Below are 20,162 nucleotides of genomic sequence, written 5' to 3'. Positions count from 1 at the left end.
TTTTCAGCTGGAGGCGATGCGCTGCAGCTGTTCGAACCTGCCGTTGAACAGGTTCTGGTCGCCGGGGAAGAGCCCGGCTGCCTGCCACTGCCAGATCGTGTGGAACTCGAAGCCCATCGGCAACGGCCCGAGCTTCGAGTTGTAGTGCGCGACCCACAGCGGGTTGTTGTCGCCGAACTTCACCGAGCCGCCGACGCACTTGTTCCACCAGCTCGTGGACGTGTAGATCGTCGGATGCCGTTTGGTGAGGTGGAAGACCCTGTCGCTGAACGCCTTCACCCACGTCGTCATCGCGGCCTGGCTCATGTTGTAGCAAGTCTCGCCGTACGGGTTGTACTCCATGTCCAACGCCGGCGGCAGCGTCTTGCCGTCGGGCGACCAGCCCCCGCCGTTGTTGACGAAGAAGTTCGCCTGCGCCACACCGTCGGAACGGTCCGGCAGCGCGAAGTGGTAGGCGCCGCGGATCATGCCGATGTTGTAGGAACCGTTGTACTGCTGGGTGAACTTGGGGTTCCGGTAGTGCGTGCCCTCGGTCGCCTTCACGTAGGCGAACCGCGCGCCCTTGTCCCAAGAGGACTTCCAGTCGACGTCGCCCTGGTGACTGCTGACGTCCATGCCGGGGACTTTGCCCTCGGTCGGCGGTGACCCCGCTGTTCGCAGGTCACCTGTGCCTTCGTGCTTGAGGATCTGAGACCCCGCGACGTGGTCCGCGGAGCCCTCGGGCAAGGGCGCCGCGGACGCGGGGGCCGGCGACATGCCGGCGACGATCGCCACGATGCTGATCAAGGTCCGCATGGACTAGATCGTCCGACCATTTGTCCTAATCGGCCACCGGGGTCACCCGTCCAGGCGGGTCAACTCCTCGCTGGTCAACTCCAGGTGGGTGGCCGCGGCGGAATCCTGGATGCTCGCCGGTCGAGAAGCACCCGGAATGGGGACTACCACTTCGGACTTCGCCAACATCCACGCGAGACAGACCTGGTGCGCGCTGACGCCGTGCGCGTCACCGACCTCCTTGAACGGACCGGCCAACGCGCCCGCCTTGCCGATGCCACCGAACGGGCTCCACGGCAGGAACGCGATGCCGAGCTTGTCGCACAGCTCCAACTCCGGCTCGCTCGACCGGAACAACGGCGAGAACTGGTTCTGCACGGCCGTGAGCCGTCCGCCCAGGATCTCGTTGGCCAGGACGATCTCGTCCGGGTTGAAGTTCGAGACACCTGCGTAGCGGATCTTGCCGTTGTCCAGCAGTTCCTTCAGCGCGCCGACCGACTCCGCGATGGGCGTCTTCGGGTCCGGCCGGTGGAACTGGTACAGGAAGATCTGGTCGACGCCGAGCCGCCGCAACGAGCCGTCGACAGCCTTGAGCAGGTACTCCGGGCGTCCGTCGAGGTCCCAGCCACCTCCCGCCACGCGGGTGTGGCCGCCCTTGGTCGCCACGAACACCTCTTCCGACCTGCCGCGGATGCCTTCGGCGATCAGCTCCTCGTTGTGCCCGAAGTCGCTGTCGTCGAGCGAGTAGGCGTCGGCGGTGTCGATGAACGTCACGCCGGCGTCGAGCGCGGCGTGGATGGTCTGGATTGCCTGGGCGCGGTCGGGCCGCCCCTGGACCGAGATGGGCATGCCGCCCAGTCCGATGGCGCTGACCTCGACTTCTCCGATACGACGCTTCTGCATGACTACCACTCTGGACCCTCTGCATTAAGCTGTCCAACGCAAAGAAGTGATCTCATTGAGCACTGCGGGTGATGAATCGTGGAACTCAGACAGCTCGAGCACTTCCTCGCGGTCGCCGACGAGTGCCACTTCACGCGGGCCGCGCGCCGGATGCACGTCTCCCAGTCGGGCCTGTCGGCGTCGATCCGCGCACTGGAGGTCGAGCTGGGCGCGCCGCTGTTCCTGCGCACCACCCGCCAGGTCGAGCTGACTCAGGCCGGCCGCGCGTTGCTGCCCGAGGCGCGCAGAGCTTTGAGCAGCGTCGAGTCGGCCAGGGACGCGGTCGCCGCGGTGCAGGGGTTGCTGCGCGGCACGTTGTCCGTCGGCAGCCTGCAGTGCCTGCACGTGGTGCACCTGCCCGCGGTGCTGGCGCGGTTCCACGAGCTGCACCCCGGCGTGGAGATCCGGATGCGCCAGTCGGGCAACGCCGAGCTGGTCGAGGAGGTCCGCGCGGGCCGGCTCGACCTCGCGTTCGTCACGCGGCAGCCGAAGATGGCCGACGACCTGCGGGTGTCCACTTTGGCCAGTGAACCGCTGGTGCTCGCGTGCGCGCCGGAAAGCCCGTTCGCGACCAGGGAGTCCGTCGAGCTGTCCGAACTGGCCGGTCAGGCGTTCGTCGACTTCAACGTCGACTGGGGCACTCGCGACGAGGTCGACAGGGCACTCGCCGGTGTCGAACGGCGGGTCGCCGTCGAGGTCAACGACGTGCACTCACTTCTTGACTTCGTCGGGTTCGGTCTCGGGGTTGCTCTCGTTCCGCAGTCCTTCGCCGTCAAGCCCACCAGGGCGCACTTCGTCGGCCTTCGCGGGGACGCGCCCGTTGCCGAGACCGTCGTCGTCACGGGCCACACCGTCAGCGCTGCCGCTGGGGTTCTCTTCGCCCTCGTCCTGGAGGCGAGGTCGGGGCGGCTGCGTGTCGCCGGTTAGTTGCCAGCCGTCGTACGGGTCGCGCATCGCCGTGCCCGGCAACACGTTCAGCGATCCCACCTGAATCCTGGGCGGTGGCTCCACGAGCGCGAGGAACGTGCCGACCTCGGCCGCGCGGAAGTCGACCTTCTTGGTGCTGTTGAACGTCACCTCGGTGAACGCGAGCCCGCCGTGGAACTTGGCCTCCTCCATGCCGAGCCGCCCGTGGAAGGTCGCGCCGGAGAACAGGGTCGGCTTCTTGACCTCGATCTCGCGGAGCGTCGTGATGCCGTAGAACTGGGCGCGGCGCGCGGTGAAGCGGTGAATCCGGCGGCCGTCCAGCCGGAAGTACTCGAGTGCCGCCCCGGTCAGGTCGAGGTCGTAGTACTCCTTCTTGGCGTTGCCCCACGACAGCAGGTCGCGCAGCAGCCGCTGGGCCGTGCGCCGGACCTGTTGCTCCTGCTGGTCTTCCGGCTTCACCCTGACGAACACCGTGTCCGGGTCGGCGGCGTTCTTGTCCCACGACGGGTGGTGGAACGGCCTGCGCAGGTAGGCGCACAGGACGTCGATCACGGTCTGCTTGTAGCGCGGCGTGGAGTTCGCCAGCCACACCAACGAGTGCATCGCACCCACGCGCACCTGGTCGGCTTCGTTGCCGAGCATCTCGACCGAGCGTGCGAACCGTTCGTCGGCGACCTTCTCGCTCTCCAGCCAGTGCTTGCGGTCGTTGAGCCACAACGCGTAGAGCGCGACGACGGCACCACCCGCGACACCGGCGGTCTTCACGATCTCCACAGCGGGCGCCTTGAACGCCCACAGGAGCACCGCGGTCCCGGCGGTGACGAATGCGGCCATCACGACCGCGAGCAGCCACTTCACGCTCAGTTCCTCCACGCCTCAGGCAGCTCGGCTTCCACCGCGAACGTACAGCCGTCGGCCTTCACGTCCGCCCACTCCGAGTTCTTGAACTTGGTCTCGCCCAGGAACTTCGAGTCCGTGAACACCGCGAGCCCGCGTGCCCTGAACCGGCTGAACCAGGCCTTGCGGCGGAACTCCGTGTGGTGCATGTAGAACCGGCCGGTCACCTCGATCTCGGTGAGGTACGCGTCGCCGTGGATCACCATGTGGTGGAACGCGTTGGCCTCGTTGAGGTGCGCGACCCGCATGACCAGGTCGCCGACGTGCCGGTAGGACAGGTCCATGTAGTGCAGGTAAGCCTTCGTGAGGTTCAGGTCGTACTTGACCGGGTCCTTCTCCTCGAAGCGCGGCAACAGGTCCTCGATCAGCCGTTGCGAGGTCAGCCGGACCTCCAGTTCGATCTCGTTCTGCTCCGCGTCGAAGTCCAGGTCCTCCTCGGCACGCCGGAACGGTCGGCGCAGGTAGGCGCAGAGGATGTCGAGGATGGTCTGCGTGTACTCCGGCCGGGACTTCGCGAGGCCCGCGAGCGCGTGCATCGCGCCCACCCGCACCTGGGCCGCGTCGTGCCCGAGCAGCTCCACGGCGCGCGCGAACCGTTCGTCGGCCACGCGGGACCTGTCGTGCTCGATGCGCTGCCCTTCGAGCTCCTGGCGGGCCTCCTCGACCTTGCGCCGCCGGTCGTTGAGCCACAACGCGTAGAGCGCGACGACCGCGCCACCGGCGAGACCGCCCGTCTTGATGGCCTCGTGTTTCGGCGCGCGGGGGTCGAGGAGCAGCAACGCGCCCCCGACCAGCAGGAACACTCCGATCGAGGCCAGCACGGTCGGCAAGAGCAAACTTTTCCTCACGAGGTCGGCATTCTGCCAAGCGGCGGGTGCATGATGGGCGGGAACTGGTCCGAACGCGGAGGGGTGAGCGAGTGGAGCGGCCGAACTGGGCGCCGGGAGACATCGACCTGGAACGGCCGAGCGTCGCGCGCGTGTACGACTACTGGCTGGGCGGAGCCCACAACTTCGCCGCCGACCGGGCCGTCGCGCAGAAGACGCTCGAGTACCTGCCCGAGCTGCGCAACATCGTGCTGAACCACCGCGCGTTCCTGCGCAGGGCCGTCCGGTACCTGCTCGGCAGGGGCGTCCGGCAGTTCCTCGACCTCGGCTCCGGCATCCCGACCGTCGGCAACGTCCACGAGATCGCGCAGACCGCCGACCCGAACTCGAAGATCGTCTACGTCGACATGGACCCGGTCGCCGTCGCGCACAGCCGGGCGTTGCTCAACGGCAACGAGCGGGTCAGCGTGCTGCAGGCCGACGTGCGCGACCCGGAGTCGGTGCTGGACTCGGCCGAGGTCGCCGAGCAGCTGGACTTCGACGAGCCGGTCGGGGTGCTGATGATCGCGCTGCTGCACTTCGTGTCCGACGACGAGAAGCCGGTGGGCATCATCGGCGGCTACCGCGACCGTCTCGCTCCCGGGAGCTTCCTCGTCGTCTCCCACGCCGGTTACGAGGCGGAGGAGGAGACGGGTTCGTACCGGGCCGCACGGGCCAACTACGACCGCAACGTCACCCCGATGACGTACCGCAACAAGGTCGAGTTCACCAAGCTGTTCGAGGGATTCGCGCTGGTCGAACCGGGTGTCGTGCGGTTGCCCGCCTGGCACCCGGAGTCACCGGACGACCTGGACGACGCCGGAACGCCGTTTCCGGGCTTCGGCGCGGTAGGCCGGAAGGCGTAGAGGTGACTGCACACGGCGACCGCCCGTATGCTGCGCGTTCGTGGCGTTAGGGCCGAGCAGATGACCGAACGGGTTGACCACCGGGTGCGTGACGACCGCTCTCCTTTGGACCCGGCCGTTTTGGCCGGTGCCGAGGCGTTCGCGCGTAGCTGGGCCACGGCCGTGATCGGGTCCAGTTACGTCCCGATGACCCGTGCCGAGGTCGCCCAGCACCTGCAGGACCTCACCGAGATGCTGGTCGAGGCGCTGTTCGCGAGCCCGTTCCGCACCGCCCCCGGCTACGAGATCGGCTCGCGGCTGGTCGACGCGCACTTCACCGGCACGGACACCCTCGGCCGCACGATCCAGCTCCTCGGCGACGACCTGCTGTCCGAACTGGGCCGCGGCGGCGACGAACGGCTGGTGTCCCGCCTCGCTGCCCTGCAGGGCGCGCTGGCCGCCGGCTACGCCCGTGCGCTGCGTGAACGCACGCTCGCCGAGCAGGAGGCCATCAGGGCCGCCGTGCTGGACGCCCGCGACCAGGCCGAGGCGATGCTGCGCGCGTCGGAGGCCAGGTTCCGCGCGATGTTCACCGAGGCCGCGATCGGCATCGGCATCGCGGACATCGACGGCCGGATACTGGACGTCAACCAGGCGCTGCAGGACATGCTCGGCTTCAGCGTCGAGGAGATGCGCCAGTACAACGTGCGCGACCTCATGCACCCCGAGGACGCGGGCAGCGTGTGGCGCCTCTACGACCAGCTCATCGCAGGAGAGTGCGACCACTACCGCGCCGAGAAGCGCTTCCACCGCGCCGACGGCGAGCAGGTGTGGACGCACCTGACGTTGTCGCTGGTCCGCGACGACCACGGCGAGCCGCAGTACCAGGTGGCGATGATCGAGGACGTCACCGACCGCCACCTGCTGCAGAACCGCCTGCGCTACCAGGCGCTGCACGACCCGCTGACCGGCCTGCCGAACCGCGCGCTGTTCCTCGAACGGCTCGGCCGCGTCTTCAACAACCGCGGCAAGCACCAGCGGGCCGGCCTCTGCTACCTGGACCTGGACGGCTTCAAGGTCATCAACGACTCCCTCGGCCACGACGTCGGCGACCAGCTGCTGGTCGAGGTCGGGCGTCGGTTGGACCACTCGGTCTCCGGCGAGGGCAAGCTGGTCGCGCGCATGGGCGGCGACGAGTTCGTGATCCTGGTCGAGGGCTCGACCGGCGAGCAGGACATCGTGGATGTCGCGGACCGGGTGCTGACCGAGCTGGAGGCGCCGATCCGCATCGCCGGCCACGAGCTGTCGGTCTCGGCGTCCATCGGCATCGTCGAACGTCAGCTCTCCGGCACCACGTCCGCGGATCTCATGCGAGACGCGGACATCACGCTGTACTGGGCGAAGGCGGACGGCAAGGCGCGCTGGGCGTTGTACGACCCGGAGCGCAACGCCCGCGAGGTCGCCAGGTTCACCCTCTCCGCGACGATGCCACGCGCGTTGGAACGCGGCGAGTTCTACGTCGAGTACCAGCCTCTGGTGCGCCTGGAGGACTCCACGGTCACCGGCGTCGAGGCTCTGGTCCGCTGGCAGCACCCGGAGTTCGGCCGCCTCGCCCCGGACAGGTTCATCGAGCTGGCCGAGGAGACCGGCCTCATCGTCCCGTTAGGACGGTGGGTGCTGCGCAAGGCCTGCGAGGAAGCCCGCCGCTGGTTGGTCGAGTTCGGTGACGCGGCCCCGTTCGTCTCGGTGAACCTGGCCGTGCGCCAGTCCCGCGACCCCGAACTGGTCCGCGACGTGAAGCGAATCCTCGACGAGTGCGCCCTGCCCCCGCACCACCTGCAGCTGGAGCTGACCGAGTCGGCGATCATGGGCACCGCGGACGAGCCGCTGGAGGCGCTGCGGGCGTTGTGCGACATGGGTGTGCGCATCGCGATCGACGACTTCGGCACCGGCTACTCGAACCTCGCCTACCTCAAGCACCTGCCCGTGCACGAGCTGAAGATCGCCGGCTCGTTCATGGAGGGGCTGCGGGCGGAGAACGAGGAAGACCCGGTCGACTCGCAGATCGTCGCGACTCTCGTCCAACTCGCGCACGCGTTGTCGTTGGGCGTCACGGCCGAGGGCGTGGAGACGCCGGCGCAGGCAGCCCGGTTGCTGCGGCTCGGATGTGACACGGGGCAGGGCTGGTTCTTCGCGCGGCCGGGGCCGCCGGAGAACATCGACAGTCTCCTGCGTGGTGATCTCTAGGTCGGGGAACTCCCCAGGCCATGAAGTACTTGGCCCTGGTGGTGCTCCTCCTCGTCGTGATGACCCCGATCGCCCGCGCGGCCGATGTCGTTCCGCTGCCGGCCGACAAACAGGCTTTCGGCACGGCTCGTTCGACGGCGAGCGCGGTGTGGTTCACCCTCGGCCACCAGGGGCTTTCCGAGATCTTCCACCCGGACCTGAGCACGCCCGCGACCCGTGAGACGCGCCTGCTCGTCGACGGAGAGCCAGGCCAGGCGAGGACCGAACCGGCCGACGACAGGTCGCTGACGTTCCGGCAACGGCTGCGCGGCGACGGCTGGCAGGCAGAGATCACCTACGTCACCGATCCGCGGCGCGCCGCTGTGCTCGCGGACGTGGCTCTGACGGCTCAGCGACCGGTGCGGCTGTCGGTCGAGCACGTGCCGATGAAGGGCTCCAGTTCGGTGGTCAGCACGTTGCCGACGGAGCCGGTGCGTCATGCGCACGGCACGTTCGCGGTCGGCTTCGGTGAGGGCGTCGCGCAGGCGGCTCTGGGCCGGGGTTTCCGTGCGGTGGCGCGGGAGTACGCGCAGGGCTGGCACGCGTACCTGGACGGCCTGCGCAGGCCGAAGTCCGCGGACCGGCGGCTCTACGACATGTCCGTGATGGTGCTCGCGGCGACCGAGGACAAGCGCAACCCCGGCGCGTCGATCGCGTCGCCGAGCTTCCCGTGGGCGTTCGGGTTCGACCGCGAGCTCGCGCCGGAACTCGGCCCGTACGCGCTGGTCTGGCCCCGCGACCTCTACCACGTGTCCACCGCGATGATCGCTGCCGGAGATCGCGGGTTCGCGTCCCGCTCGCTGGACTTCATGCTGCGCCGGCAACAGCAGCCGGACGGCCACCTGCCGCAGAACACGCGGGTCGACGGCACGCCGGTGTGGACCAAGGTCCAGCTCGACCAGACAGCAGCGCCGCTCCTGCTCGCCTGGAACCTGGGCCGCCAAGACAAGTCCACAGTGGACGCACTGCGCCGCTCGGCCGACTACCTGCTCGACTACCCGAACTCCCCGTTCAGCGAGCAGGAGCGGTGGGAGAACCAGAACGGCTACTCGCCGGCCACGATCGCATCGGTGATCGCCGGGCTCGTGTGCTTTGCGGACCTGTTGCAGCGCAACGGGGAGAACGCCGACCGGTACCTCAGCGCAGCCGACGAGTGGCAGCGGAAGGTGGAGGGCTGGACCGCGACGAGCACCGGACCGTACTCGCCGAAGCCGTACTACCTGCGGCTCACCAAGGACGGACAGCCCGACCAGGGCACGAAGTACAACCTCGGTGACAACAACCCGACCGACATCGACCAGCGTGCCGTCGTGGACCCGAGCTTCCTGGAACTGGTGCGGCTCGGCGTGAAGCGGGCCGACGACCCCGTCATCCGCAACACCGTCGCCGTGGTCGACCGGCAGCTGAAGGAACAGGGTTACTGGCACCGGTTCACGCAGGACGGTTACGGCGAGACCGCCGACGGCAGGCCGTGGGGCATCAACTGGCCGACACCGACGCGCACCTACGGACGGCTGTGGCCGTTGCTGACCGGCGAACGCGGCGAGTACGAGCTGTTGACGGGCGACAAGTCCAGTGCCGCCAAGCGTTTGCGTGAGATCGCCGCCACCGCGAACACCGGTCTCATGCTCCCGGAACAGGTGTGGGACGGCCGAGGAACCACCTCGGCCACCCCGCTCGCCTGGACGCACGCGCAGTACGTGCGACTGGCGTGGTCGCTCGACCGGGGAACGCCGGTCGAGCGACCATCCGTTGTCGTTAAGCGCTACCTCTAGCTGAAGGACTTCTTCGCCACGTTGTGGCCGGAGATCTCCACGACCGGCGTCGCACTGCCGATCGACGAGCTCCGGTACTCGGCCTTGAGCGTGAGGGTCTCGCCAGGCCACAGCGTCACGTAGTTGTCGCTCCACTGCGTCGGCAGCACCTCGGCGCCGCCCTGGCCCTTGCGCAACGACGCCCGCACGAAGAACGCCACCGTGCTGCCGGTGTTCTTCAACGTCACCGTGGTGACCTGCTTGTCGTCACCGACCGGCGCGGTCGACACGGTGGAGGACACCGTGCCGGGCTTCAAGGTGTTGAGCCCCTTGAGATCCGCGTAACCGGACTGCGGCGTGTGGTACCAGGTGGAACCGCCGTAGTTCAGCGTGTCGGCCTTGGTGGACAACCAGTAGACGTTGCGGTCGATCACGTTGCCCGCAGCGTCCTTCAGCAGCAGTCTGGCGAAGTACGTCGTGGACAGGCCGGAAGGCTGCGGCAGCGACCCGACCTTGGTGGGGCCGTTGGCGGTCGAGTTCACGTTGCGCGTCTCGTCGGCCTTCTGGGTGCCGTCGAGGTTGAACAACGTGACCTGCAGCTTCAGCCCGTTGACGTTCTCCAGGCCGGTGTTCATGACGGCCAGCGACTTGTCGTCGTAGGAGTACTGGGCGTGCAACGGGCGCAGGCCGGCCTTGGCACCGAAGTACGAACCCGCCGTGGCGAGGTAGTAGTCGTACAGGTGCCAGTACAGCGTCGGCCACGCGTTGTTGAGCATCCAGTAGATGACGCCCGTCGACGGGTTGCTGGAGTCGTTGAAGTTGTCGCCGAAGGCCTCGAACTGCGAGCGGTTCGTCTCGTAGTTCGCGAGCTGCGCCTTGCGGACGAGGTCCTCGACGTTGGTGGGCTTGCCGTAGCGGTTGTCGAGCGCGGTGCCCCAGAAGGTGAGCTTGTTGAACGTGCCCGACGGCGACAGGTGGTACTGCGTCGCGTTGTAGTCGGTCAGCTTGTTGATCTCACCGGAGGACAGGAACTTCTTCAGCTCGTCCATCTCCGGGATGGTCGCGCCGGGACCGATCTCGGACGCGAACCCGGCCGCGCCGCCCTTCTGCTTGTTGAACCAGTAGACCGGCGGCTCCCACCAGTAGGGGCCGTCCATCTTCATGCCGGGGTTGCCGAGCTGCGGCGAGCTGATGTTCTTCGCCGACGAGATGACCGGCAGGTTCCACTCGGCGCGCTTCAGGGCGTCGAGGTAGATCTTCTCCAGGCCCGCGCCGGGGGCGGCGTCGGAGCCGATCATGAAGCCGATCATGCTCGGGTGGTTGCGGATGCGCTTGGCCTCGCTCTCCGCGGACTCACCGGCGACGCGGTTGTCCTCCGCGTCGAACGAGCTGTACTTCTCCCACTTCGAGCAGCACTCCCAGCCGGTCAGCAGCATGATGCCCTTGCGGTCGGCCATGTCGTACAGCTCGTCGTTCTCCGGCTTGCCCTCGAGGCGGATGGTGTTCATGCCCATCGCCTTGACCAGGTCGAGCTGGTCCTCGATGTAGCGGACGTCGGTGCGCAGGAACAGGTCCGACGCCCAGCCTCCGCCGCGGACCAGGAACGGCTTGCCGTTGATGGTGAACTGCCGGCCGCTGCCGCGGATGCTGGACGTGACCTCGCGGACGCCGAAGGTCGTCTTCGCCGTGTCCGACTCGGTGGTACCGACGTTCGCCGCGAGCGTGGCCAGGTAGAGCGGTTGCGCGCCCATCTGGAACGGCCACCAGACCTGCGGGTTCTGCAGGTCCTGGGAGAACGTGACGGTCTTGGTCTGGTTCGCGTTCAGCTGCACCTGCTGCTTGAACACCTGACCTGCGACGGTCGCGGTGACCTCCGCGTTGACCGCCTGCGCGGTGTTGTTGCGCGCGTCGACCTTCGTGGTGATCTTCGCGCTGTTCAGGTTCGGCAACGGCAGGTCGGAGTCGACGCGCAGGTTGCGCAGCGACACCGGGCCGCTCGGCTCGAACGAGACGTCGCGGAAGATGCCCTGGTTGCGGTCGGGCGGCAGCTGCGCCCAGTCGATGAAGTGGATCAGCAGCTCGTTCTGCGGGTCGGACGGCGACGCCTTGATCGCGATCGCGTTGTCGCCCTTGCGCAGCAACGAGGTCACGTCGAACTCGTGCGTCGGGTACGCGCCGACGACCTTGTCCGTGCCGGCGACCTTCTTGCCGTTCAACCAGATCTCGCCGCGGGCGATGATGCCGCCCTTGAGCTTGAGGAACGTGTTCACGCCCGGCTGCGGGTCCGCGGTGAACACCTTGCGGTACCACCAGCCGACCTTGAAGTCGTTGGCGTTGACCTGCTTCATGTTCTCGGAGTAGCGGACGTCCGGGTACTTGTTGTTGGCGACCAGGCCGGCCATCACGGTGGACCTGGCGGGCACTGTCATCCAGCCGGAGTCCGAATAGGTCGGTCCGGAGATCACGTCACCGGCCTGGGTGGCCTTGGCGCTGCTCTGCATGCGCCAGTCGGGGACGGTGGAGGCGGTTCCTGGGCTGGCGGCCACCTTCAGCGCCGCTCCCGTGCCGGGCACGGGGCCCGCGTTGGCCGTGGTGCCTGGTACGAGCAAGGCCAGGCCCATCGCCGCCACGACCAGTGTTGGTAGTGGTCGGTTGCGCAGCATGTCGCTCCTCGACGCATCGGGGCGGCGGCGCTCGGGGTATCGTAAAGAAGGTTTCCTTTTTGTGAGGTCACCGGCAATGCGCCTTACGGGTGACTCGGCTCACATCAATCGCCACACTCCGTGCGCGGCGATCAGATACGTTGGCCGTCATGCGTCGATTTGCCGTCCCATTCCTGCTGGCAGCGGTCCTGACCGGGTGTTCTTCGACGGAACCCGGCAAGCCCTCGGCGGGTGAGCAGACCGGCTCGGCGCCGACGACCGGAACTTCCACGAAGTCTTCCCCGGTGAACAGGCCCAAGGCCGTCGACATGAAGACGCTCGACCCGTGCTCGCTGGTCACGCCTGAGGCGAAGACCGCGCTCGGCATCCGCACCGTGGAGCCGGGCGCCCCGGATGTGGACTGGGGCGAGGGCAGCAAGGGGTGCGGCACCAGCTACGAGGACCGCAAGTTCATCTGGAGCATCGACACGGTGGTCAACGGCGGCGCCGACCGGCTGAAGAGGACGGAAGGCAAGGAGACCCCGCTCACCGAGGTCAAGGTCGCCGGCTACCCCGCCTACCTCGCGAAGGGCACGGGCGGCACCAGAACTCCGCAGTGCGAGATCTTCGTCGACTCGAATGACGAGCAGCTGCTGAGGGTTGCCGTGACCGTCGCAATGGGCGGGGACTCGACTGTGGACAGTGCGTGTGAGAGGGCGACGGCGCTGGCAGAGGCCGCGGGAACCGTGCTCGCCACGAAGTGAGTAGAACTACTCCGCTTTTACCGGGAACCGGTCACTCGCGTCATGCATCAGAGCTAAAGTCGTTCCAAATGCACACGCGGCCCAACCTGGGGGTCGTACTGAGGAGGGTGTGCCGTGCATCTCGCGGACGTGGATGGTGGAGGGACCTCGTCGCTGCCCCCGGAGTTCGGGCAGCGCAAGCTGAAGGTCGAACCCCACGCCATTCCACAGGCAAGGAAGGCCTTCGAGCACGCACTCGACGAGTTCGAGGCGAAGATCGAACGTCAGGTGGAGAAGCTGCCGACCAAGCCGTGGGCTGAGGACCCGATCAGCAGCGAGACCTCCAAGGCTTTCAACGAGCAGACCACCGAGAAGGCGTTGGCCGCCCTGGTCTTCTACAAGAAGCAGCTCATCGGCGTCATCGACCAGCTCAAGATGATCGAAGAGCAGTACCGCCAGGTTGAAGGCGACAACGAAGCCATGTGGGGAAAGCACCTGCGGGACTGAGGGGAGGACTGACCGATGACTGACCACCGCTTTCAGGGGTACGACCACCCCGAGCTGCACAAGATGATCAACGCTGGTCCTGGTGTCTCCGCCTCAATCCCGGTGGAGCAGGGCTGGAAGATCATCGCTGACGCACTCGCGCAGATCGATGAGGACCTGCACACCTCGCTGGGCAAGATGGGCGCTGACTGGGAGTCGGACGCCTCTGACGCCGCGACCAACGCGCTGTCGCCGCTCGCGCAGTGGGCCGGCTTCGCGAACCAGGGCGCGACGACCATGGAGAGCTCCGCGCGCCTGCAGGGCGAGTTCATCGCCGACGCGCGCAAGAAGATGCCGGAGCCCAAGAAGGTCACGACCGAGGCGCCCGGTGTCGGCGACTACGTCCTCGGCGGCCTGACCGGCGGCATCGGCATGGCACACGTCGTCAGCCAGCAGATCGACCACGAGCGGCAGGAAGCGGCGCAGGACAACGCGGCCGCGCAGGCCGTGAAGGTCATGGAGGACTACCAGTCCGACAGCCGCTGGAACTCCTCGACGCTCGGTGAGTTCCCGCAGCCGCCGTCGGTCGTGATCGACACGCCGCCTCCGGGCGACTCCGGCAACGGCAGCACGCGCGTCGGCTACAGCTCGACCGGCACGTACTCGCCGACCGGCACCTCCAGCACGACCACGCCGGCCTGGACCCCGCCGCCGACGACGCCGCAGCACGTGACGCCGCCGGTGACGCCGCCCGGCAACGACACGCACGTCTCGTGGACTCAGCCTCCGTCGACGCCGCCCACGGTGACGCCGCCGACCAACCTCCCGCCGCAGCTGCCGACGCCCGACCCGCGGCCGACGCCGCCGGTGGGTCCCGGCCCGGTGTTCACCCGGCCGACCACGGGCGTGCCCGGTGGTGGCTCTGGTGGCGTTCGCGGTGGTCAGCTCGGTGGTGGCAAGCCGTTCGGCCCGATGTCGGGTTCGCTCGGCTCGTCCGCGCAGGCCGGCATGAAGCCCGGCGGCATGCCCGGCATGGGCTCCGGTCCCGGTGGTGGTGCCATGGGCGCCGGCGGTGCCGGTGGTCCCGCGGGCAGGGGTGGCGCAGCCGGTGCCGGCATGGGCGGCGGTGGCGCGCACGGCCAGAAGGGCGAGGGCGAGGACGACCTCGAGCACAAGGCGGCCGACTACCTGGTCGAGACCGACGACGTGTTCGGTGACGAGCGCATGGTCGCGCCTCCGGTCATCGGGGGCTTCTCGGAGTGAGTCTGTTCGGTGGCCCTGTGGAGAGGGAGCCGATCACCCTCTCCGCCGAGGAGTTCGACGTGGTGTGGGAACGACTGAACGTCGGTCCCATGCCGCTCGTCCTCAAGGTTCCTTCCCCTGGCAAGACGCGGGACGAGCGCATCGCGCTCGAGAACCGCGTCCACCAGCAGCTGGACCAGCGCCGCTTGGGTAATTCACGCGGTCTTTCGTCCGAACTGGACGGATTGCTGCGCATGTTCGTGAGGCCGGAGCGGGAGGCGGACGGCCGCCTCTGGCTCGGGCACAGCCTGCGGGTTCTCGCCGTCGCGAACGGCGACTACGGCGCGTTGGCGACGATGCGCGACAACCAGCTGACCTTCCAGCCGTGGGCGGGCTCCGGGCTCGCCTCCGCGGTGCTGTCCGTGCTGCCCCAGCACCCGGCCGGAACCGGTGTCTCGGTGACGCTGCCCAGCGCGGACATCGAGAAGGCGATCTCCCAGACCGATGGTTCGCCGAAGTCGATGGAGGCCGCGTTCCGGGGCATCGGGCTGCGTGACGAGGACGCCAAGGCGCTGGTGCAGATGTTCACCGGCCTGGTCCGAACCGGCAATTTCGGTGCCGCTGCCCGGGACAAGTACGGCAAGCGCTGGCGGCCCGAGCGCGTGGTCGCGTTCTTCGACACCGAAGAGGGTCGCTACCTGCAGCAACGCCGTGCGTCGAACGGTCAGCCGCCGTGGAGCACGTTCACACCGACCGACGCGCGCCGGCTCATGCACCAGGTCGATGAGCTGATCGCCGAAGCAGTTCGTTCCGCAGACGTCTGATGTCTGGTTTGATCTGACCACCGCCGCCGTGGCCAAGACCCCTTGGAGACGGCGAAATGAACATCGACAGACGGCGATTCCTGCTGGCTACAGGGGTCGCGCTGGTCGGAACGTCAGCGATGACGGGGACAGCTTCGGCTGCGTCCTCCGCTTCGCTGTGGCAGGAGTTCGTGGCGAACCCGTACAACCACCCGCAGATCCCGAACGTCGCGTACGCGGGCTACCGGACGGGTGAGCGGCCCCCTCGCCGGCCAGTTCTCGCGAACGTCCTGTTCTTCGGCGCGCGGCGCGACGGCTCGGCCGATGCCGCCCCGGCGATCAACAAGGCGATCGAGTTCGTCGGCCGATTGGGTGGTGGCACCGTCTTCGTGCCGCCGGGCCGCTACCGGATCGACGACATCATCCGCATCGGCTACGACAACGTGGTGCTGCGCGGCGCGGGCAGCTCGAAGACGACGTTCTGCGCGACCCGCTCGCTGGAGGAGATCGTCGGCATCAACCGCAGCCGGTACGGCTCGGAGAACTCGGCGTGGAGCTGGTCGGGCGGCCTCGTGTGGGTGTGCCACCGCGATCGCTACCAGCCGTTGGTCGACGCGATCAAGGCGCGCAAGTGGCCGTTCGAGGGCTGGACGGGCAACGAGCTGGAGCAGGGTTCGCTCCTGACCAACGTTTCCGGCTCTGCGGCTCGTGGTTCGTTCGTGGTGACCGTCGAGAATGGACGGAAGCTGCGCGCCGGTCAGCGCGTTCTGCTGCGCCTGGACGATTCCGCGTACTCGCTGCCGAAGCACATGTGCGGCGACGTGCCCGGCACGGCGACCTACCAGTGGGACAACAAGACCAAGCTGCTGTCGTACTTCCCGTTCCTGTGGCCGGTGAAGGTGGAGTGGGTGCGCGGCAACAGGGTCAAGCTCGCGCAGCCGCTGCCGTTGGAGATCCGTCCGGAGTGGAAGGCGCGCCTCACCACGATGGCCCCCGTCGTCACCGGTGCCGGCGTCGAGGGCATCAAGATCGAGATGTTCAAGGTGCCGACCCCGAAGCACCTGCAGGACAAGGGTTACAACGGTCTCGCGTTCCAGTGCGCGTGGGACTGCTGGGCCGACGACGTGCACGTCCAGGACGTCGACAACGGGTTCTTGCTGGTGTCCGCCAAGGGGATCTCGTTGCTGAACACGCGGGTCTCCGGTCGTGGCCACCACCACGCGTACGCGACGCGCGAGCAGTCGCACGACAACCTGACCGACGGGTTCGTGATCGAGGCGCCGTCCGAGCCCTCGCAGGCGGGTGCGGGCAACCACGGCCTGAACGTGGAAGGCCTGTCGTGCGGCAACGTCTGGACCCGTGGCCGCATGGATCACGACGTCTTCGACACCCACCGCGGGCTGCCGTTCGCCAACGTTCGAACCGAGATCACCATCAACAACGTCGGCGCCCACGGCGGCAGTGCGGACGCGGGACCTCTGTACGGCGCCCGTTTCGCGCACTGGAACGTCACCGTCACCAACCAACGTGCCGGCAACGTCCGGATCGACCAGGTCGCGCCGTGCAGTGCCACCGTGGCGATCTCCGAGGTCCGCGACTTCGGTCAGATCGACAAGCCGGACTTCACCGGTGCGTTGAACTCGCGGCTGGAGCTCTACGGCACGACCGACGTGACTCCCCGCAACCTCTACGACGCGCAGAAGCGTCTGCGTCGGTCATGAGGTAACGCGCATCGCCTGTGGCAGCGACCGGGTCACCGCGTCGAGATCGGTGGGGAGCAGGAAGCTCTCCACCGATCTGCCGACTCTGCGTTGCCAACCGTCTGCCAGCTCCAGGCGGTACGACAGGAAGTCGTAGTTCTGGCTGGGCGGAGTCGTGTCGGCCAGCAGCAGGTGCTGGCCGTACCTGTACCCCAGTCGTCCCATCGTCTGCAGCACGTCCGTGAACTCCGGCTGCGCCTCGACCAGGTCTTTCACGCCGTCCACGCAGACGAGCAGCTCCGGGATCGGGCCGGTGTCCGCGGCGCGGTAGTCCCAGGTGGTCCGGTTTCCGCTGTCCGCCAGCGTTCTGATGCGTCGCTCGTGATCATCCATCAGGTCCAGCCCGTGTTGCACGTGCGGTGCGTCGTCCAGGCCCGCGAACACGCCGGTGCCGTGGAAGTCGATGAGCACGACCTCCAGCTCTTCCGGTGAGTGCCGCAGCATCTGGCCCAGCAGCAACGCTCTGAAGGCCACCGCACGTCGTTCCGGCGGCCCGACGATCTCGCCGTGCGGCCCCATCCCGTCCTGCAGGCTGCGCGGCTTGAGGTCGATCTCGATCGGCTGTCCGTGCTCGTCCGTGCCGACCGCGGCCCGGTACTGCAGGTCGACGGGCCTCCGCTTCCACACATGCTTCGGCATTTCGTGCAGCGTCGCGAAGTCCGGTGGTGGTTCGGTCTGGTGCATCAGCTGTGGCAACGACTTCGCTGCCTGGTCGAGGTCGGCGGGTGCGGTGCAGTCACCGATGCGGAGGTCCGCGAGATCGTGCGGGCTGTCGAGCAGCAGCTGCACGCCGGACTTGCCGACGTCCCGCGCGATGGTCCTGAGAGTGCCGGCGAACGTCGGATCCGCCACGACGATGTCGTTGAAACCCTTGACGCAGACGAGGAGTTGCGGCAGCACCTGGCCGAAGCCGCGGTGGTCGAAGATCGTCCAGGTGTTGCCGACGACTTCGAGCCGTCGTTCCGACTCGGCCAGCAGCGCCTGTTGGATCGGCGCGGAATCTCTTGCCACATCACGGTAGTGGGCTTGCACGTGTGGCGCCTGGTCCAGTCCGGCGAACGTGTTCGTGTCGTGCGCGTCGATGAAGATCGCCTGGAACAGCTTGGGCGAGTGCGTGGTCATCAGACCCAGCACCAGGCTCCGGAAGGCGTCCGGCGACGTGACGCTGAGATGCGACCCGGTGCGCCACTTGCCGTCGGCGAAGTGGGTCAGCTCGACGACGACCGGTTCGCCGGTGTGGCTGACGCCGATCGGGACCTTCCACCACCTGCCCTTCCACGCGAGGGCCTTGGTGAAGCGGCCCAGGCCGTGCAGGGCGAGGAAGTCAAGGCGTACCAACGATCGCAGGCCCTCGGGGACGTCGTTCAGGTTGCTCGCCCTGATGACCACCTGAACGTCCCGCGCGGTGGCGGTGATCCACCGGATGCTGGTGGCGAGGCCGGGATCGCTTGCCGCGCACAGCTTCCAGTCGTCGATCAGCAGGACCGCACCGGGCTCGCCGCCGCGTTCGAACCACGTCAGCAGGTTCTGGCAGCGTCGTTGGTCGGCCGGGTCGAACGACACCGCGACCCCGTCTTCCGCGCCGCGACCGATCCGGTAGATCCGCTGGTTCACGGCAGCGCGATCTGGACGGCGGTCTTGTCGCGCACGGAAAGCCCGATGCCGGGCAGGTTCGGCACGTGCGCGGCGCTTTGTGCGTTGACCAGCGAGGTGTTCGGATCGTCCAGCCTCAGCTCGATGCCGAAGGCCAGGCTGTCCTTGATGAACGGCGGCACCTGGTCCCAGTTCCGCGCGGTCACCACGATGTGCCGTTGCGGATCGAGCGGCTCCCCGGGCCCGTCGAGCAACTGGTAGTCGCTGAGATCGCCGAGCACCGCGGCGAGCGTGCGCAGCGTCGTGGACTTGCCGGTGCCGGGCGCGCCGACGATGGCGCCGTGCCGCAGCTCCTGGGAGAAGGCCGGCACCAACAGGTCGCGGCGGTGCTCGAACGGCTTGTCGACCAACCCGAGAGCACCGGGCGGCAACATGTCGAGTGTCAGCGGCTTGCCGTCGTGGCCCAGCGGCGGAAGCATGATCTCGTAAGCGATTCCTGCGCCGGGGACGTTCGGCAGCACGTCGAGCATCTCTGCGAGGTCGTGTGTCGGCACGGCTTCCGGCCACTCGACCGGCTCGAACGGAAGCCCGTCCGGCACGCCACCGACGAACAACACGCGCGTGCCCACCCTACGCCCGCCGCGCATCGCGGTGATCAGCGCTGCGAGGAACTTCGGTTCCCTGGCAAGAAATGCCTCCGCACCGCTCACGCAGATCAGCAGGTCCCCGATGGGATCCAGTGGCGCTCCGTTGATCAGCGCACGCCGGTACAGGTCCAAGCTCTTGAACCCGCTCTTGTCCACGACCTCCTGGCGCCTGTTGATCTCGCCGTACAGCGAGTCAAGCAGCCGCACGACCATCGCGTCCTCAGCCGCTGGCGTGATCGTGTGTGCGACCTGCGATCCGGTGGCCAGCGCGTCGAACACCCCGCTGCCGTCCCCGTCGATGAACAGGTACTGCAGGAAGTCGGCTGAATGCGTCACCATCAACCCGAGCAGTGCACTCTGCACCTGTTGTGGCGCACCACGATGAACCGCACTGCCGAACTCGATCGCGACCTCGACCGGCCAGCCGCGTTCGTCAACCCCGGCGTTCGCCTGCAACAGGTTCCGCTGCCACATGTTGCCGAGATCGGCCTCAATCCCCTGCAACGCGAGGAAATCCGTGGGCTCGCCATCGAGGTGCCGCCTCAGTTGCGTCGGCAGATCGGCCCACTTCCGCGCCGTGACGACAACCTGCACACCCCGCGCCGGCCCGAACGCCGCAATCCACTCCACAGTCCGGTCGAGTTCCGGATCCTGCCCAGCACACAACGCCCAGTCGTCCACCAGCAACACGGCCCCAGCAGGCGCCCCGCGCTCGAAGAAGTCCAGCAAGCTCCGGCACCCAGCCTGGTCCGACGGGTCAAAACTCGCCGACACGGGCAACGGATCGGCCCCACGCCCGATCCGGTAAACGGCCATGTCCGGCGCGGCCGCAAGAGCCGCCGCCAACCGCTCCCTGGTCGCCTGCCCGGGACCGACAACGGCGAAGTTCCTGATCACCGCCCACATATACCAACAGCCCAGGGCCCACCGCTGCCCCTTCGCTAATGTGGGCGAC

The 20,162-nt window shown here is 67.8% G+C and carries 15 protein-coding genes; 9 read left to right on the top strand and 6 right to left on the bottom strand.

Annotation, left to right across the window (positions count from 1 at the left end; genetic code table 11):
* Nucleotides 1-3 precede the first annotated feature (3 nt).
* Nucleotides 4-795, bottom strand: a complete 792-nt coding sequence (locus LFM09_RS14045) for a lysozyme (RefSeq protein WP_414096843.1) — start codon at nucleotides 793-795, stop codon at nucleotides 4-6.
* 42 nt (nucleotides 796-837) lie between these two features.
* The gene (locus LFM09_RS14040; protein ID WP_414096842.1) at nucleotides 838-1,677 is read right to left on the bottom strand and encodes an aldo/keto reductase; all 840 of its coding nucleotides are present in this window, start codon (nucleotides 1,675-1,677) and stop codon (nucleotides 838-840) included.
* Between the two features lie 78 nt (nucleotides 1,678-1,755).
* Between LFM09_RS14040 and LFM09_RS14035 the strand changes: the two genes are divergently transcribed.
* Complete coding sequence (locus tag LFM09_RS14035; protein WP_414096841.1) at nucleotides 1,756-2,643, top strand: LysR family transcriptional regulator; 888 nt, start codon at nucleotides 1,756-1,758, stop codon at nucleotides 2,641-2,643.
* 860 nt (nucleotides 2,644-3,503) lie between these two features.
* On the opposite strand, the gene LFM09_RS14030 is transcribed toward LFM09_RS14035, so the two are convergent.
* Entirely contained in the window at nucleotides 3,504-4,388 is an 885-nt protein-coding gene (locus LFM09_RS14030) for a pentapeptide repeat-containing protein (protein ID WP_414096840.1), read from the bottom strand.
* A 71-nt stretch (nucleotides 4,389-4,459) separates the two neighbouring features.
* Between LFM09_RS14030 and LFM09_RS14025 the strand changes: the two genes are divergently transcribed.
* From LFM09_RS14025 to LFM09_RS14015, 3 genes are read left to right on the top strand one after another with little or no spacing between them, the layout of a single operon-like run.
* Nucleotides 4,460-5,272 carry an SAM-dependent methyltransferase gene (locus LFM09_RS14025; RefSeq protein WP_414096839.1) on the top strand — a complete coding sequence of 271 codons (813 nt, stop codon included), beginning with the start codon at nucleotides 4,460-4,462 and terminating at the stop codon, nucleotides 5,270-5,272.
* A 60-nt stretch (nucleotides 5,273-5,332) separates the two neighbouring features.
* A complete protein-coding gene (locus LFM09_RS14020) occupies nucleotides 5,333-7,498 on the top strand; it encodes a putative bifunctional diguanylate cyclase/phosphodiesterase (RefSeq protein ID WP_414096838.1) in 2,166 nt (721 codons plus the stop codon).
* A 20-nt stretch (nucleotides 7,499-7,518) separates the two neighbouring features.
* Nucleotides 7,519-9,312 (top strand): glycoside hydrolase family 15 protein, encoded by a 1,794-nt coding sequence (locus tag LFM09_RS14015; RefSeq protein ID WP_414096837.1) that lies wholly within the window; start codon nucleotides 7,519-7,521, stop codon nucleotides 9,310-9,312.
* Here LFM09_RS14015 and LFM09_RS14010 read toward each other — a convergent pair.
* Nucleotides 9,309-11,954, bottom strand: a complete 2,646-nt coding sequence (locus LFM09_RS14010) for a glycosyl hydrolase 2 galactose-binding domain-containing protein (RefSeq protein ID WP_414096836.1) — start codon at nucleotides 11,952-11,954, stop codon at nucleotides 9,309-9,311. The two genes, LFM09_RS14015 and LFM09_RS14010, sit on opposite strands and share 4 nt — an antisense overlap.
* A gap of 149 nt (nucleotides 11,955-12,103) precedes the next feature.
* On the opposite strand from LFM09_RS14010, the gene LFM09_RS14005 reads away from it, so the two are divergent.
* The 5 genes from LFM09_RS14005 to LFM09_RS13985 all read left to right on the top strand — a co-directional run bounded on the left by LFM09_RS14005 (nucleotide 12,104) and on the right by LFM09_RS13985 (nucleotide 16,928).
* Entirely contained in the window at nucleotides 12,104-12,697 is a 594-nt protein-coding gene (locus tag LFM09_RS14005; protein WP_414096835.1) for a DUF3558 domain-containing protein, read from the top strand.
* Between the two features lie 114 nt (nucleotides 12,698-12,811).
* Complete coding sequence (locus tag LFM09_RS14000; protein ID WP_414096834.1) at nucleotides 12,812-13,183, top strand: transcriptional regulator; 372 nt, start codon at nucleotides 12,812-12,814, stop codon at nucleotides 13,181-13,183.
* A gap of 15 nt (nucleotides 13,184-13,198) precedes the next feature.
* Nucleotides 13,199-14,425 carry a PPE domain-containing protein gene (locus LFM09_RS13995; RefSeq protein WP_414096833.1) on the top strand — a complete coding sequence of 409 codons (1,227 nt, stop codon included), beginning with the start codon at nucleotides 13,199-13,201 and terminating at the stop codon, nucleotides 14,423-14,425.
* Between the two features lie 17 nt (nucleotides 14,426-14,442).
* Nucleotides 14,443-15,228 (top strand): ESX secretion-associated protein EspG, encoded by a 786-nt coding sequence (locus tag LFM09_RS13990; protein ID WP_414096832.1) that lies wholly within the window; start codon nucleotides 14,443-14,445, stop codon nucleotides 15,226-15,228.
* A gap of 119 nt (nucleotides 15,229-15,347) precedes the next feature.
* Nucleotides 15,348-16,928, top strand: coding sequence for a glycosyl hydrolase family 28-related protein (locus LFM09_RS13985; protein ID WP_414096831.1), 1,581 nt, complete (start codon nucleotides 15,348-15,350; stop codon nucleotides 16,926-16,928).
* Here the strand turns inward: LFM09_RS13985 and LFM09_RS13980 are convergent.
* Together LFM09_RS13980 and LFM09_RS13975 are read right to left on the bottom strand one after the other, a co-directional pair.
* Nucleotides 16,923-18,581 carry an FtsK/SpoIIIE domain-containing protein gene (locus LFM09_RS13980; protein ID WP_414096830.1) on the bottom strand — a complete coding sequence of 553 codons (1,659 nt, stop codon included), beginning with the start codon at nucleotides 18,579-18,581 and terminating at the stop codon, nucleotides 16,923-16,925. The genes LFM09_RS13985 and LFM09_RS13980 overlap by 6 nt on opposite strands.
* Nucleotides 18,578-20,104, bottom strand: a complete 1,527-nt coding sequence (locus LFM09_RS13975) for a hypothetical protein (protein WP_414096829.1) — start codon at nucleotides 20,102-20,104, stop codon at nucleotides 18,578-18,580. The genes LFM09_RS13980 and LFM09_RS13975 overlap by 4 nt, the downstream gene beginning before the upstream one ends.
* Nucleotides 20,105-20,162: the final 58 nt, after the last annotated feature.

Origin of the sequence: Lentzea alba, assembly GCF_047445655.1 — a bacterium.
GTDB classification, from domain to species: Bacteria; Actinomycetota; Actinomycetes; order Mycobacteriales; family Pseudonocardiaceae; genus Lentzea; species Lentzea alba_A.
This window is presented reverse-complemented; position numbering and strand designations above follow the sequence as displayed.